Here is a 13,052-nt window from a genome sequence, read left to right as displayed (position 1 = left end):
GGCCCGCTCGGCTATCGTTGCGCGGGTGGCCAAGTCTGCGACTCCGGCGGTCGAACTGCCGGTGGGTGAGCGCACGGTGCGGGTCAGCAATCCGGACCGGGTGTACTTCCCCGAGCTCGGTGCGACCAAGCTCGACCTGGTGCGGTACTACCTGAGCGTGGGCGACGGAATCGTCAACGCGCTGCGGGACCGGCCCTGCATGCTGCACCGGTTTCCCAAGGGCCTGCCGGGCGGCAAGGTGCATCAGAAGCGGCTGCCCGGCGGCGCGCCGGACTGGATATCGACGGTGCGCGTGTACTTCCCGCGCTACGGCAGGCACGCCGACGAGCTGTGCGTGCGCGAGCTGGCCGACGTGATCTGGGCCGTGCAGATGTCGACCGTCGAGTTCCATCCGTGGAATTCGCGCGCCGCCGACACCGAGTCGCCCGACGAGTGGCGGATCGACCTCGATCCGATGCCGGACTGTCCGTGGCCGCGGGTACAGCGGGTCGCCGGGGTGGTGCACGAGGTCCTCGACGAGCTGGGCGCGGTCGGCTGGCCCAAGACCTCCGGCGGGTCGGGACTGCACGTGTATGTGCGGATCGCGCCGGAATTCGGGTTCAAGGACGTGCGCAGGGCCGCGCTGGCGTTCGCGCGCGAGGTCGAGCGCCGCGCGCCCGAGGACGTGACGACGGCCTGGTGGCGCCGCGACCGCGACCCGGCCCAGCTGTTCGTCGACTACAACCAGAACGCCCGCGACCACACCATCGCCGCGGCGTACTCCGTGCGCGGCAACCCGGCCGCGACGGTGTCGACCCCGGTGCGCTGGGACGAGATCGACGACCTCCATCCCCGCGACTTCACGATCGAGACCGTGCCCGCCCGCTACGCCGAACTCGGCGACATCCAGGCCGACATGGACGACGCGGTCTACGACCTCGCGCCGCTGCTCGAGCTCGCCGATCGGCACGGCATCGACGAGACGGTCGACCTCGACGACGAGTGAGTCGGAGCGAGAGGGAAGAATCGAGTCCGGCACCCGCGTGACCCGCGGCGCCGACACCGAACCGGATCGCACCGTACGGCCCGGGCAGCAGCCGACCCCAGGAGGTCCTCGTGCAGGAATCCGCGACGACGATCGCGATCGGCCCCGAGCAGCCGTCCCACCGCCTACTCGAGAAGGCGATCGTCGGAGCAGGCGCGAAGGTCGGCGAACTCGCCGATGCCGACGCGCTGATCTGGACCGGAACGCCGGACGCCTTCCCCACCGCATTGCCCGCCGCCGTGCGCTGGGTCCAGCTGCCGGCGGCCGGGATCGAGGACTTCTTCGACGCGGGCGTGTTCGCCGCCCATCCCGGCGTGCTGTTCACCTCGGCCGCGGGCGCGTTCGCGCACAGCGTCGCCGAGCACGCGCTGATGCTGCTGCTGGCCGGCGTGCGGTACCTGCCCGAACACCTGCGGGCGACCTCGTGGCAGCAGCGCGAGTTCTTCCCGCACGTCGGGTCGCTGCGCGGGAAGACGGTGACCATCGTCGGCGCGGGCGGCATCGGGCGCGCGCTGATCCCGATGCTGGCGCCGCTGGGCGCGCACGTGGTCGCGGTGAACCGGTCGGGCAGGCCGGTGACCGGTGCCGGAATCCCCGCCGAGGTCGAGACGGTGCCCGCCGAGCAGTTGAGCCGGGTGTGGTCGCACACCGATCACGTGGTGGTGGCGGCGCCCGCCACCGCCGAGACCCGGCATCTGATCGGGGCCGACGAGCTGACGCGGCTGCGGCCCTCGTCGTGGGTGATCAATGTGGCGCGCGGCAGCCTGATCGATACCGACGCGCTCGTCGACGCGTTGTCGCGGGGCGTCATCGGTGGCGCGGGCCTGGACGTGACCGACCCCGAACCGCTGCCCGACGGGCATCCGCTGTGGACGTTGCCGAACGCGATCATCACCCCGCACGACTCGAATCCGCCGCAGTTGCGGTTGGCGGCCTTCGCCGATCACGTCGGCGCGAATGTCGCGCGGTTCGTCGCCGGGGAGCCGCTGCACGCGATCATCGAGCCCGAACGCGGCTACTGAGCGATCCGGCCCCGGCTGACCCAGGACGCGATCTGGCTGCGGGTGGCGAAGCCGAGCTTGGTGAGAATGTGCTGGACGTGGTTCTGCGCGGTGCGTTCCGACAGCACCAGCGCGGCCGCGATCTCGCGATTGGTGAGGCCGCGCGCCACCAGGTCAGCTACCTCGAGCTCCCTGGGTGTGAGTGCTGCACAACCCTTCTCGTGAGCGGCGACGGCGCGCAGGCGATCGGCCCATGGCGTCATGCCGAGTGTGTCGGCGGCCGGGAGCGCGTCGGTGGCCAGGGCGACCGCTTCGGCGACGGCGCCGTGACCGACGAGCAGTTCGGCCAGCGCGCAATCGGCCTCGACGGCGAAGCCGGGAGCGCCGATCGCGCGGGCCGTGTCGGCGGCGGTGCGCAGCTCCGACCGCGCGGCGTCCGGATCATCCAGCGCGGCGGCGAATTTCCCCGTCCACAGGGTGACCGGACCCAGGTAGTGGGCATTGCCACCCCCGCCGGTGACGTGGCCGTCGCGATAGCGGCCCAGCCGCCTGCGGAAGTAGGCCACGTCGTCGAGGATGCCGAGCGCGGCGGCCACGGCGCCGCCCACCGCCAACACGTTGAGCAGGAAATACGGTGGGATCGGCCATCTCTCGGGTCGGCCGAGCCCGCGGTAGAGCGGTTCCGCTTCGACCGTCATCCCGCTGTCGACCATCGGGAAGGCCGTGCCGAGCGCGGCGAACAGCAGATTGCGGACCTCGCCGCGCAACGGCGCGCGCGGCGGCGTCAGCGCTTCGGGGCGGTGGCCGCGATGGTGGCCGACGACGGCGCGCAGGGCCCGGTAGGCGCCCGCGCCCGCGGGATGACCGAGGGTGGCCGCGAGCGCGTGCGCCCGGTCGGCCCGGTCGACGGCGTGTTCGAATTCGCCTCGCGCCTGGGCCAGCGCCGCTTCGGCGGTGAGCAGATGCCAGCGGGCCATCGGGCCGCCGGTGCGTTCGGCGCACCACGCCAGACAGGACAACTCGCCGGTGATGGCTCCGAGGTCGCCCTGCTCCCAGAGGGCATCGATGCGCCACAGCCTGCCCCACATCTCCACCGCGGGGTCGCGCGCGAGTTCCCCCGCGGCGATCATCCTGGCGGCCAGGTCGTGGTGTTCGGCGCGGTGGTCGGGCCCGCTGCGCGCGAGCTGCCTGGCCCGCAGGGCGGCGGCGAGGACGGCGGGATCGGCGCTGCGGTCGGCGGATGCCAGTGCCGCGCGGCTGGATTCGTCGACACCGTCCAGATTGCCGAGGTAGATCGCGGCCTCGGTCGCTCTGGCGAGCAACCGCGCCCGGAGCGGTTCGGGGAGGTCGTCGGCGGCGAGCGCCTCGGCGCACGCGTCGGCGATGTCGCGGTCCCAACCGCGATCACCGATCGGCTCGAGCACCAGCGCGGCCTCGGCCTGCAATTCCGGCTCGTCCGCCTTGCGCGCCAGCGCTTCCGCCGCCGAGCAGTCGGCGCGCGCGGTGGCGAGGTCGCCGGCGCGGGCGGCGGCCGAGGCGCGCTGGAGCAGGAGCCTGCCCCGATCGAGCGGTTCGAGGGCGGCGGCGTGGGTCAGGGCGAGCCCGTAGAGGCGCACCGCCTCCTCGAAGGCCAGCTCGCGCAGCGCCGCGTCGGCCGCGCGCCGCGCCCAGCGGACCGCGGGCTCGTGCGCGCCGGTCACCGCCGCGTTCGCCCAGTGCCAGGCCAATGCGGCCGAATTCGCTTCCACCGCATCGGGATACAACGCCTCGATGGCCAGCGCGGCCCGCTGGTGCAGGACCACCCGCTGCTGCAGTGACAGGCCGTCGAGCAGGGCCGCGCGGACCAGGGCGTGCGCGAATCGCACCGTGCCCGGTTCGTCGGCGCACACCAGCAGGCCCGCCTCGATCGCCTCGTCGACCGCGCCGAGACACTCCGCCGCCGAGCGGGCCACCAGCCGGGCGGCGACGGCGATGGCGAACCGCTCCCCCAGGATCGAGGACGCGCGCAGCAATTCCTGGGCGCGGGCCGAGCGCGGCGACATCCGGCCGCGCACCACCTCGCGCAGGCTGGTCGGCAGGCGCAGCGCGTCGTCGGTGGACCCGCGCAGGGAACGGCCGAGTTCGCGCAGGTAGAAGGGGTTGCCGCCGGTCATGTCGAAGGCATCGCCGGCCAGCTGGTCGGGCAGGGCGCGGCCCGCCTCCAGGTGCAGGCACCTGGCCGACTCCGCCGGCGACAGACCGCGCAGGATCAGGGAGGCGGCCATGGACTCACGGACCAGCTCCGGCTTGATCGTCGACCAGCCGACACCCGCCGCGTCGTCGCGTTCGGTGACGCACACCATCACCCGGCGATCGCGCAACGCGCGCACGACGTAGAGCAGGGCTTGCAGCGACGGCTCGTCCGCCCAGTGGATGTCGTCGATCACCAGCAGCACGCCCGCGTCGGCGCCGTCCAGGCCGGCCGCGAACCCGTCGAACAGGGCGACGCGGTCGGCGCCCGGCGCCGGGGCGGTGGTGCCGAGCGCCTGTCGCCACAGCCAGAACGGCGGCGTATCGGGAAGTTCCAGCGCGCGCGCCCACAGGGTGCGCACCCCTCGCTCACGTGCGCGCCCGGCCAATTCGGCCACGAGCCTGGTCTTGCCGACGCCCGCCTCGCCCGTGCAGATCACCAGTTGCGGCGCGCCGTGCACGGCGTCGTCGAGCCGGGCCAGCAGATCGGCCAGTTCCCACTCGCGTCCGATCAGCTCGGTGATCACGCCTCACCTCCGAGTATCCGAGCATACTCGCAGGTGAGGGGCTTACAGAAGGGTCAGGAGGCGGTGCGTTCGGTGAGTCCGCCGACCGCGACGACATACTCCTTCGCCGCGTCGTCGAAGCTGATCGAGTAGGTGGTGGGGTACCGGGTGGAGTGCTGATAGGCCTGCGGTTGCGGGATGTCACCGGTGAACGAGGGCTTGGTCAGCAGCCACTCCCTGGTGAACATCGGCTCGGTGAAGATGTACTGGCCGTCCCACGCGCCGTTGATCAGGGTCTGGGTGAACTGTCCCGGCGTCACCGGGTTGGACATGTCGACCCAGTGCACACCCATCCACGGCACCGCCTGCATCTCGATCGGTTCGGGCAACGTCGAGTTGTTCGCGGGCATGTACTTCGCGTCCGGTGTGTGCGCGGCCTTGGCGAGGAACTGCGGGTCCTTCGGGTCGATGGCGGCCACGGCGGCGGCGTCGACGAAGTAGAAGTGCGAGTCGAAGTGCGGCTTGTCGAACATGCCGACCGGCGGATGGCCGTGCGGCACCCAGTCGAAGGTGAGGTGGTTGATCACCGTGCCCGACGCTTCCTTCGGCAGGGCCAGCGGCGGGCTCGCCGGCGGCGGCCCCTCCGGCATGGTGGCCGGCATCGGCAGGCCCTCCAGCGCCGACTCCTGGATGCGCAGGCCGACCTCGGTCGGCGTGCCGGAGTCGTCGGTGGTGACGAAGGTGCGGATCTGGCCGTTGCCGAGCGCCCGTTCGTCGCCGAAATACGTCTTCGCCTCGGAGTCGTCGCCGCAGGCCGCGGCGGTGGCGAGGACGAGGACGGCGGCCAGTGCGGTGGTGAGGCTGCGTGCGCGCATGGTGCTCACCCCTGGGCCGCGGTCTGGACGGCGGCCTCGAAGGCGCGCACGCGGGCATCGGGCCCCGGCCGGATGCCGACCCGGTCGAAGGCGGGGAAGAGCCGTTCGGCGGCGAACCGGTCGGCGGCGTCGGGCGACTCCCACACGTCGACGATGGTCAGGGCGCCGTCACAGTCACCCACGTAATGCGACAGGCAGCCCGCGACGGGCTCGGGGCCCAGCGCATCGTGCACCGTGCGGTACTGGTCGAGCCCCACACCGGGGTGCTCGGTGATCTGGACGTAGCTCATGACTCCTCCATTCGACGGATCTGTCCCGAACGTAGGAGCCCTGGCGCGGTCGGTCGTCCGCCGAAATACTCATCTCGCTACTCATCGCGGTTCCATCCGGAAGGGTGATCGATGCGCCGGAATCCGACCAGGCGGTTAGGCTGTCCACGTCCTGGCTCGGTAAGGATGGGATCGGCAATGCGATGGACCTTCAGCGCTGACGAGTTCGCGCACGTGTGGCGGGAATCCGGCCAGGACCGCATGCCGTTCCCGATCCGGATGCTCGAATCACCGCGCACCGAGGACGACGCCGCCCGATTGCGCGCCCAGCTGCGCGAGCGACTACCCGGCGGCGGCGACCCCGACCTCGCCGCCTGCCTGCGGATCATGGCCGCCCCGCACGCCAGGATCGTGCTCGTCGGCGGCGGGCACACGCCGGGTAGCGAGATCCGGCTGCTCGCCTGTTCGGTGTTCGACCACGCGGTACTCGTCGTCCAGGAACCCGGCACGCGCCCCGACTACGGTGGCAGCGTTCGGGTTTCGATCGGCCACACCGCAGGCATCGGCGCCAGGATCGCCGCCTGCCTGCCCGACACCCCGCCCGGCCGCGAGCCGGCGCGCGAGGCCGACGCCGAGGCCGTGCGCGACGAGGAGACGGTGATCGCGGCACATCCCGCCGTCCCCCGGATCCAGCGGCTGCTGCGCCGCCCGCACACCGCCGAAGGGCATATCCGCATCGAGACGGGCCTGGACCGGCCCGCCCCCGCGCCGCCGGTGCACTACAGCTGGATCGACGTGGCAGGGGACGGCCGCTATCTGTTGCGGGCGGGCGAAACGGTGCACGTGGTGCCCGCCGCGCCCGGCCAGCTCGCGGCGCAGCTGCAACGCAAGCTCGCGCCCGCGCACAGTTCGCATACGAGACGCTCCGGCTAGCCTGGAGTCCGACGCACGATCTGGAGGGGAGACGCGATGACGATCGAGAGCAGCAGAGCCGAGATCTCCCGGTTCCGCAGCGCCGCGGCGGCGGGGACGGTGAAGTTCGAACCCGAGGCCGCGCGCCGGTGCGCCGACCTCTACGAACAGCAGGCCGATCAGCTCGCCCAGCTGCGTCAGCGTCTCGAATCCGCTTCCGAGGCAGGCGGTTTCGGCGGTTTCGTATCCGCCCAACAGTTGCAGGCCGGGTTCGCGCACAAGGCGCGTGACGCCGCCGACCTCCTCGATCACTACATCGCCGCCGCTTACCGGATGAAGGAGGCGTTCCTGCTCAGCGGTGGCCTCCTCGACGAGGCCGATGCCGCCGCGGCCGCCGCGCTGCGCGCCGTCGAGACGAGGATGCGCCGATGAGTGGCACCGACCCCACCTACATCAGTGCGATGGAGCACTTCGAATCCATTCCGCACGAACAGATCTACGCGCGCACCCAGCAGATCGACGCCGCCGAGATCCTCGGCGCCTCGATGGCCTGGCTGGAGTCCGCCGCCGCGCTGACCACGTCGATGCCGCTGACGAGGTCGAACGTCGATCGGGTGATCGAGGAGGCGGGCTGGGAAGGCGCCGCCGCCGACGCCGCGTTCGCGAGCACCCGCGGTTTCGCGGACTCCATGGACGAACTGGCCATGGTGTTCGGCGAAGTCGGCGCCCGGCTCGGCGCTGTCGCCGCGGCCGCCGAAGCGGTGAAATTCGCGGTCGCCGCGCCCGGTGGCGCCGGGCCGATCGGTACCATCGCGCGGCTGCTCGAGGCGGCACACGTGATCAACGCCCAGATGGCGGCCGAGGCCCTGCGCCAGGAGGCCGTGCTGGCGATGAACATGATCTACAAGCCCGCCTACACGCTGGCCGGGACCGCCGTGCCCGCGCTGCCGACCGCGCCCGGTGGCGACACGCCCATCGAGCCCGGCGGTTCGCGCAACGGATCCTCGCCTACGCCGGAACTGGGTGCGCCGCAGAATGATTCGCCCACCGCGCCAGGTGATTCACCCGCACCCCAGAGCTCAGAGCCCGGTACAGGTCAGCCCGGTTCCCAGTCGCCGACATCTCCCGACGAGAACCCCACGCCCGCCCCCTCTGGCCAGACTCCCACTCCCCCTGAGTCCACACCGCCGACCACACCGGAACAGCCACCGGCGCAGCAGGACTCGACCACGCCGACACCCCCGAGCACGGAGCAGCAGGCACCACCGACAGCGTCCGCGCCGAGCTCGGAAGCGCCCGCGCCGCCGACTGAACAGCCAGCGCCCGCACCGCAATCCGAACAGCCAGCGCCGACTGAACAGCCGGCGCCGCGGGCAGAACAGCCGACGCCCACACAACAGCCAGCGCCCACGGAACAGCCCGCGCCCCAAAGCGAGCAGCCGGCGCCCACACAACAGCCCGCGCCCCAAAGCGAGCAGCCGGTACCCACGGAACAGCCCGCGCCCCAGACCGAACAGCCGGCACCCACCGAACAGCCCGCTCCGTCGACAGGACAGCCGGCGCCGTCGGATCAGCCTGCGCCGCAACCACAGCCATCAGCTCCGCCAGAACAACCCGCACCTCCGACAGCGCAGCAGGCACCCTCCGAGGCGCCCACGCCGGCGAATCCCCCGGCACCACAGCCACAAAGCCCGGCCCCACCCGAACCCACTCCACCACAACCGGCCCCCACCTCGGAACAACCGGCCGCACCCCCACCCGCCCCCGAACCCCCCGCACCGGAGCAACCACCCCTCCCCGGCACCCCGGACATGTCCGACCCCGGCGGCCAACCGGGCGTCACCGGCCCGATCCCGGGCGTGGACGCCCCCAACCCTGCGCCACCGCCACCACCCATCGACCAGGACCAGCCAGGAGTGATCCCGCCGCGACGGTGATCGTCGGTCCCCGATATCGGGGCCGGCGCAGGTCCTCAGGTTCAGCTGGATCAGCAGCGGCATCGCAGACCCGCCCGAACCAGTCTGCGGCTCAAAGGTCGACGGCCCGCCGCCACACCTCCGGCCACGGTCGACCGCATCAGCCCAGTGACAACCACCTCGCCGAGCCAAGGCACTGACGAACTGGCTGCGGAATGTCGGGACCGAAGCCATCGACCTGGTCATGGCCGCGATCGCGGTGCGGGGCGGGACCTCGGCCTGGATGGCAGCGATGCGCGCGGGCACCGAACTCGTTGCCTCACAGAATGTTCGCCGACTGCCCTACGCGGCAGGCCTCCGGACCAGTGTCGTCAGCGAGTCGGCGGCACTGCCCAGCGCCCGGGAACCCTTTCCCGGCGGATACGACGAGGACACCGGGATGCGGTTCCTCGGCTTTCTGTTCTCCGTCCTGCAACCCTGCTGAGAGACGCTGGCCCGCAAACGGATACGCGGGGTCAGACTTTGACGAGGTCGTCGGCGTGGATGACCGGGCGCTGCATGGTGTCGGGGAGTTCGGTGGTGGAGCGGCCGAGCATGGTGGACAGTTCGGTGCTGTCGTATTCGATGACGCCGCGGGCGATGACGCGGTTGTCGGGGCTGATCAGGTCGACGACGTCGCCGCCGAAGAAGCGGCCGCGTACGCCGGTGATGCCGGCGGCGAGCAGGGAGCGGCGGGCCGCGACGGCGGCGACGGCGCCCGCGTCGAGCAGGACCGAGCCGCGGGTGTCGGCGGCGTGGCGGACCCAGAACTTGCGGCCGGACAGCCGAACCGGGCGGGCGGCGAAGGCCGTGCCGACGGTGCCGTCGGCCAGGGCGGTCGCGGCGTCGGCGGCCGAGGCCAGCAGGACCGGGATGCCCGCGTCGGCGGCGAGGCGGGCGGCGGAAAGCTTCGAGGCCATGCCGCCGGTGCCGAGCGCACCGCCGCTGCCCGCGATCACACCGTCGAGGTCGGCGCTGCTGCGCACCTCGGGGATGAAATTGGCGGCGCCCTTGCGCGGGTCACCGTCGTAGAGGCCGGCGACATCGGAGAGCAGGATGAGCGCGTCGGCGCCGACCAGGTGCGCGACGAGGGCGGCGAGGCGGTCGTTGTCGCCGAACCGGATCTCCTCGGTGGCGACCGTGTCGTTCTCGTTGACCACGGCGATCGCGCCGAGCGAACGCAGCCGGTCGAGGGTGCGCTGGGCGTTGCGGTGATGCTCGCGGCGCGCGAAATCGTCGGCAGAGAGCAGGACCTGGCCGACGGTGCGGTCGTAGCGGGCGAACGAGGTCCCCCAGGCGTGCGCGAGCGCGAGCTGTCCGACGCTGGCGGCCGCCTGCTTGGTGGCGAGATCCTTGGGCCTGCGGGAGAGGCCGAGCGGGGCGATCCCGGCGCCGATGGCACCCGAGGACACGACCACCACATCGGACCCGGCGCGCATCCGCGCCTCGACGGCGTCGGCCAGCCGGTCGAGCCGGTCGGTGTCGAGACCGCCCTCGAGGCTGGTCAACGCCGAGGACCCGATCTTGACCACCACGGCGCGCGCCGACACGATGGCCTGCCGCGCCTCACTGAGCTGCGAACCCGCACTCACCTGCATCTGCTTACTCCCTGCACCGCGATCGCCATCGATTCCGCCCGGCTCACGCCGGGGACTCACCGCAGTATGCCGATCGAACGACCGCCGCCGACACCGGTTTTCGACCGGCGCCGGCGCGGCCGGACCCCTACTTCTCGTTCTCGTCGAGCAGTCCGCGCCGCGCCCGCGAGGCGTGCTTGCGCTCGGCCGCGCCGACCCGCTCGTTGTTCTCCAGTCGCACGTCGGTACCTCGGCCGGTCGGCACGATGTCGACACCGGCGGCGACCTGCGGCTCCCACTCGAACGACACATCACCGATGGTCACCGAGCAGCCCGGCTCGGCGCCCTGCTTGACCAGCTCGGCTTCGACACCGAGGCGGGCCAGCCGGTCGGCCAGGTAGCCCACGGCCTCGTCGTTGTCGAACTGGGTCTGGCGCACCCAGCGTTCCGGCCGGGTGCCGCGCACGATGAAGCCACCAGGCTCCTGCGGATCGGCGATCACGCTGAAACCGGACTCGTCGGTCGCGATCGGGCGGATAACCGGCCGCTTGGGGGCGGCCTTCGGGTGATCTTCGCGATACTGGCGGACCATGTCGGCCAGCGCGAAGGTCAGCGGGCGCAGACCGGCCCGGCTGACCGCGGAGATCTCGAAGACCGGCCAACCGCGTTCGGTGAACTCGGGCGTCACCATCTCGGCGAGTTCGGCGGCGTCGGGGACGTCGGTCTTGTTGAGGATGACCACGCGCGGGCGGTCGGCCAGGTCGCCGAGGCTCGCGTCACCGGCGAGCGCCGGCTTGTAGGCGGCCAGTTCGGCTTCGAGCGCGTCGACATCGGAGACCGGATCGCGGCCGGGTTCCAGGGTGGCGCAGTCGACCACGTGGGCGAGCACCGCGCAGCGCTCGAGATGGCGCAGGAAGTCGAGGCCGAGACCGCGGCCGTCGCTGGCGCCGGGGATCAGGCCGGGCACGTCGGCGACGGTGAAGGTGGTGTCGCCGCTGGCCACGACGCCCAGGTTCGGGACGAGCGTGGTGAACGGGTAGTCGGCGATCTTCGGCTTCGCGGCGGAGAGCACGGAGACCAGCGAGGACTTGCCCGCCGACGGGAACCCGACCAGGCCGACGTCGGCGACCGACTTCAGCTCCAGGACCAGGTCGAGCTCTTCGCCCTCTTCCCCGAGCAGCGCGAAACCGGGCGCCTTGCGCGCCTTGGACGCCAGCGAGGCGTTGCCGAGGCCACCGCGGCCGCCCTTGGCGACGACGAACCGGTTGCCCGCGCCGACCAGGTCGACGACGATCTCGCCGTCCTTGCCGACCACCACGGTGCCGTCGGGCACCTTGAGCACCAGATCGGTCCCCATCTTGCCGTCGCGGTTGCCGCCCTCGCCCGGCTTGCCGTTGCCCGCCTTGGCGTGCGGATGGAAATGGAAGTCGAGCAGGGTGTGGACGTTGGCGTCGACCTCGAGGATCACGTCACCGCCGTTGCCGCCGTTGCCGCCGTCCGGGCCGCCGAGCGGCTTGAACTTCTCACGATGCACCGAGGCGCAACCGTGTCCACCTCTACCGGCACGAACATGCAGCACGACGCGGTCGATGAATTTGGACATGGGTTGATCCTCCTCCTTCTGACTGGTCGATTGCGGTAAGGGTGGGCGAACACGACGGAGCGGGTCAGGGAATGAACCCTGACCCGCTCCGGTGTCCGTGGGGAGCTGACGCTCCAGGCGGTCAGGCCTGGGCCGGCTCCGGGACGACGATGTTGACGGTCTTGCGGCCACGCTTGGTGCCGAACTCGACCGCGCCCGCCGCGAGGGCGAACAGGGTGTCGTCGCCGCCACGACCGACGTTCACGCCGGGGTGGAAGTGGGTTCCACGCTGACGGACGAGGATCTCGCCCGCGCTGACCTTCTGGCCGCCGAAGCGCTTCACGCCGAGGCGCTGGGCGTTCGAATCACGACCGTTCCGGGAGCTGGATGCGCCCTTCTTATGTGCCATTGCTTCGTCTCCTCGCGCTTACTTGATGCCGGTGACCTTGATGACCGTCAGCGGCTGACGGTGACCCTGGCGCTTGTGGTAGCCGGTCTTGTTCTTGAACTTGTGGATCCGGATCTTCGGGCCCTTGGTCTGGTCGACGACCTCGGCGGCCACGGAGATCTTGGCCAGCTTGTCGGCGTCGGTGGTCAGATCGGCGCCGTCGACGACGAGAACCGGGGTCAGGGCCACGGCGGTGCCGGGCTCACCCTCGATCTTCTCGACCTTCACCAGGTCACCGACCGCGACCTTGTACTGCTTTCCGCCGGTCTTGACGATTGCGTACGCTGCCATCGGTCGGCTTCCTCCACTCACGTTGGTCGTGCTCGTTTCACGTCGCAGCCGCGACGCGGTTCTTGGCTGGGGCTCATCCTCGCCTACAAGGCGGGAAGGGCAACGGTCACTTGCCTGCGGTATCACCCGGCTGGTCAGCCAGGTGCCCAATCGCTGGGCAGCGACCGACCTAGGTTACCAGAACCGTACCCTGTCCCCCAATTCGGCCGGTCAGGCCGGAATCGGGGGGGGGGGGGGGGGGGGGGGGGCGCGCCCCCCCCCCGCGCCGGGGGGGGGGGGGGGGGGGGGGGGGGGGGCCGGGGGGGCCGGGGGCCCCCCCGAGAGCGGGGGGGGGGGCAGGCCGCCGCGGGCCCCCGGGTGGGGGGGGGGGGGGGGGGGGGGGG

Annotated in this window: 14 protein-coding genes; 7 read left to right on the top strand and 7 right to left on the bottom strand. The window is 71.8% G+C overall.

Features of this window, described 5'->3' with window-relative positions; translation table 11 throughout:
- Positions 1–25: 25 nt before the first annotated feature.
- Positions 26–985: a non-homologous end-joining DNA ligase gene (gene ligD / locus QH270_RS02385; RefSeq protein ID WP_280338672.1), complete on the top strand. Its 960-nt coding sequence runs from the start codon at positions 26–28 to the stop codon at positions 983–985.
- Between the two features lie 110 nt (positions 986–1,095).
- On the top strand, positions 1,096–2,046 hold the full coding sequence (locus tag QH270_RS02380) for a D-isomer specific 2-hydroxyacid dehydrogenase family protein (protein WP_280338671.1): 951 nt from the start codon (positions 1,096–1,098) through the stop codon (positions 2,044–2,046).
- Here the strand turns inward: QH270_RS02380 and QH270_RS02375 are convergent.
- Genes QH270_RS02375 through QH270_RS02365 form a run of 3 tightly spaced genes read right to left on the bottom strand, consistent with a single transcriptional unit; the run spans position 2,040 to position 5,925 of the window.
- Positions 2,040–4,781 (bottom strand): ATP-binding protein, encoded by a 2,742-nt coding sequence (locus QH270_RS02375; RefSeq protein ID WP_280338670.1) that lies wholly within the window; start codon positions 4,779–4,781, stop codon positions 2,040–2,042. The two genes, QH270_RS02380 and QH270_RS02375, sit on opposite strands and share 7 nt — an antisense overlap.
- 53 nt (positions 4,782–4,834) lie before the next feature.
- A complete protein-coding gene (locus tag QH270_RS02370) occupies positions 4,835–5,635 on the bottom strand; it encodes a DUF5602 domain-containing protein (RefSeq protein WP_280338669.1) in 801 nt (266 codons plus the stop codon).
- Positions 5,636–5,640: 5 nt separating this feature from the next.
- Positions 5,641–5,925: a hypothetical protein gene (locus tag QH270_RS02365; RefSeq protein ID WP_280338668.1), complete on the bottom strand. Its 285-nt coding sequence runs from the start codon at positions 5,923–5,925 to the stop codon at positions 5,641–5,643.
- 177 nt (positions 5,926–6,102) lie between these two features.
- Here QH270_RS02365 and QH270_RS02360 point away from each other — a divergent pair, with 177 nt between their 5' ends.
- The 4 genes from QH270_RS02360 (at position 6,103) to QH270_RS02345 (ending at position 9,216) form a co-directional block, all read left to right on the top strand.
- Complete coding sequence (locus QH270_RS02360) at positions 6,103–6,837, top strand: ESX secretion-associated protein EspG (RefSeq protein WP_280338667.1); 735 nt, start codon at positions 6,103–6,105, stop codon at positions 6,835–6,837.
- Between the two features lie 36 nt (positions 6,838–6,873).
- The gene (locus QH270_RS02355) at positions 6,874–7,248 is read left to right on the top strand and encodes a hypothetical protein (protein WP_280338666.1); all 375 of its coding nucleotides are present in this window, start codon (positions 6,874–6,876) and stop codon (positions 7,246–7,248) included.
- Positions 7,245–8,753 carry a hypothetical protein gene (locus tag QH270_RS02350; RefSeq protein WP_280338665.1) on the top strand — a complete coding sequence of 503 codons (1,509 nt, stop codon included), beginning with the start codon at positions 7,245–7,247 and terminating at the stop codon, positions 8,751–8,753. The genes QH270_RS02355 and QH270_RS02350 overlap by 4 nt, the downstream gene beginning before the upstream one ends.
- A 223-nt stretch (positions 8,754–8,976) precedes the next feature.
- A complete protein-coding gene (locus QH270_RS02345; RefSeq protein WP_280338664.1) occupies positions 8,977–9,216 on the top strand; it encodes a hypothetical protein in 240 nt (79 codons plus the stop codon).
- Between the two features lie 31 nt (positions 9,217–9,247).
- Here QH270_RS02345 and proB read toward each other — a convergent pair whose 3' ends face one another.
- The 4 genes from proB to rplU all read right to left on the bottom strand — a co-directional run bounded on the left by proB (position 9,248) and on the right by rplU (position 12,669).
- A complete protein-coding gene (proB, locus tag QH270_RS02340) occupies positions 9,248–10,369 on the bottom strand; it encodes a glutamate 5-kinase (RefSeq protein ID WP_280338663.1) in 1,122 nt (373 codons plus the stop codon).
- Positions 10,370–10,496: 127 nt separating this feature from the next.
- Positions 10,497–11,951: a GTPase ObgE gene (gene obgE / locus QH270_RS02335; protein WP_280338662.1), complete on the bottom strand. Its 1,455-nt coding sequence runs from the start codon at positions 11,949–11,951 to the stop codon at positions 10,497–10,499.
- A 121-nt stretch (positions 11,952–12,072) separates the two neighbouring features.
- Positions 12,073–12,339 (bottom strand): 50S ribosomal protein L27, encoded by a 267-nt coding sequence (gene rpmA, locus QH270_RS02330; protein ID WP_022567181.1) that lies wholly within the window; start codon positions 12,337–12,339, stop codon positions 12,073–12,075.
- Positions 12,340–12,357: 18 nt separating this feature from the next.
- A complete protein-coding gene (rplU, locus tag QH270_RS02325; protein ID WP_110039506.1) occupies positions 12,358–12,669 on the bottom strand; it encodes a 50S ribosomal protein L21 in 312 nt (103 codons plus the stop codon).
- A gap of 142 nt (positions 12,670–12,811) precedes the next feature.
- On the opposite strand from rplU, the gene QH270_RS02320 reads away from it, so the two are divergent.
- Positions 12,812–13,052: hypothetical protein (locus QH270_RS02320; protein WP_280338661.1), on the top strand; the 241-nt coding region annotated here is incomplete at its 3' end.

The organism is Nocardia neocaledoniensis (assembly GCF_029868625.1).
Taxonomy (GTDB): domain Bacteria; phylum Actinomycetota; class Actinomycetes; order Mycobacteriales; family Mycobacteriaceae; genus Nocardia; species Nocardia neocaledoniensis_A.
Note: the sequence above shows the minus strand (reverse complement) of the source record. Positions and strands in the feature narration are given on the sequence as shown.

Coding starts and splice junctions, on each gene's coding strand:
- QH270_RS02370 (WP_280338669.1), bottom strand. CDS start 5,635: ATGCGCGCACGCAGCCTCACCACCGCACTGGCCGCCGTCCTCGTCCTC.
- QH270_RS02365 (WP_280338668.1), bottom strand. CDS start 5,925: ATGAGCTACGTCCAGATCACCGAGCACCCCGGTGTGGGGCTCGACCAG.
- QH270_RS02360 (WP_280338667.1), top strand. CDS start 6,103: ATGCGATGGACCTTCAGCGCTGACGAGTTCGCGCACGTGTGGCGGGAA.
- QH270_RS02355 (WP_280338666.1), top strand. CDS start 6,874: ATGACGATCGAGAGCAGCAGAGCCGAGATCTCCCGGTTCCGCAGCGCC.
- QH270_RS02350 (WP_280338665.1), top strand. CDS start 7,245: ATGAGTGGCACCGACCCCACCTACATCAGTGCGATGGAGCACTTCGAA.
- QH270_RS02345 (WP_280338664.1), top strand. CDS start 8,977: ATGGCCGCGATCGCGGTGCGGGGCGGGACCTCGGCCTGGATGGCAGCG.
- proB (WP_280338663.1), bottom strand. CDS start 10,369: ATGCAGGTGAGTGCGGGTTCGCAGCTCAGTGAGGCGCGGCAGGCCATC.
- obgE (WP_280338662.1), bottom strand. CDS start 11,951: ATGTCCAAATTCATCGACCGCGTCGTGCTGCATGTTCGTGCCGGTAGA.
- rpmA (WP_022567181.1), bottom strand. CDS start 12,339: ATGGCACATAAGAAGGGCGCATCCAGCTCCCGGAACGGTCGTGATTCG.
- rplU (WP_110039506.1), bottom strand. CDS start 12,669: ATGGCAGCGTACGCAATCGTCAAGACCGGCGGAAAGCAGTACAAGGTC.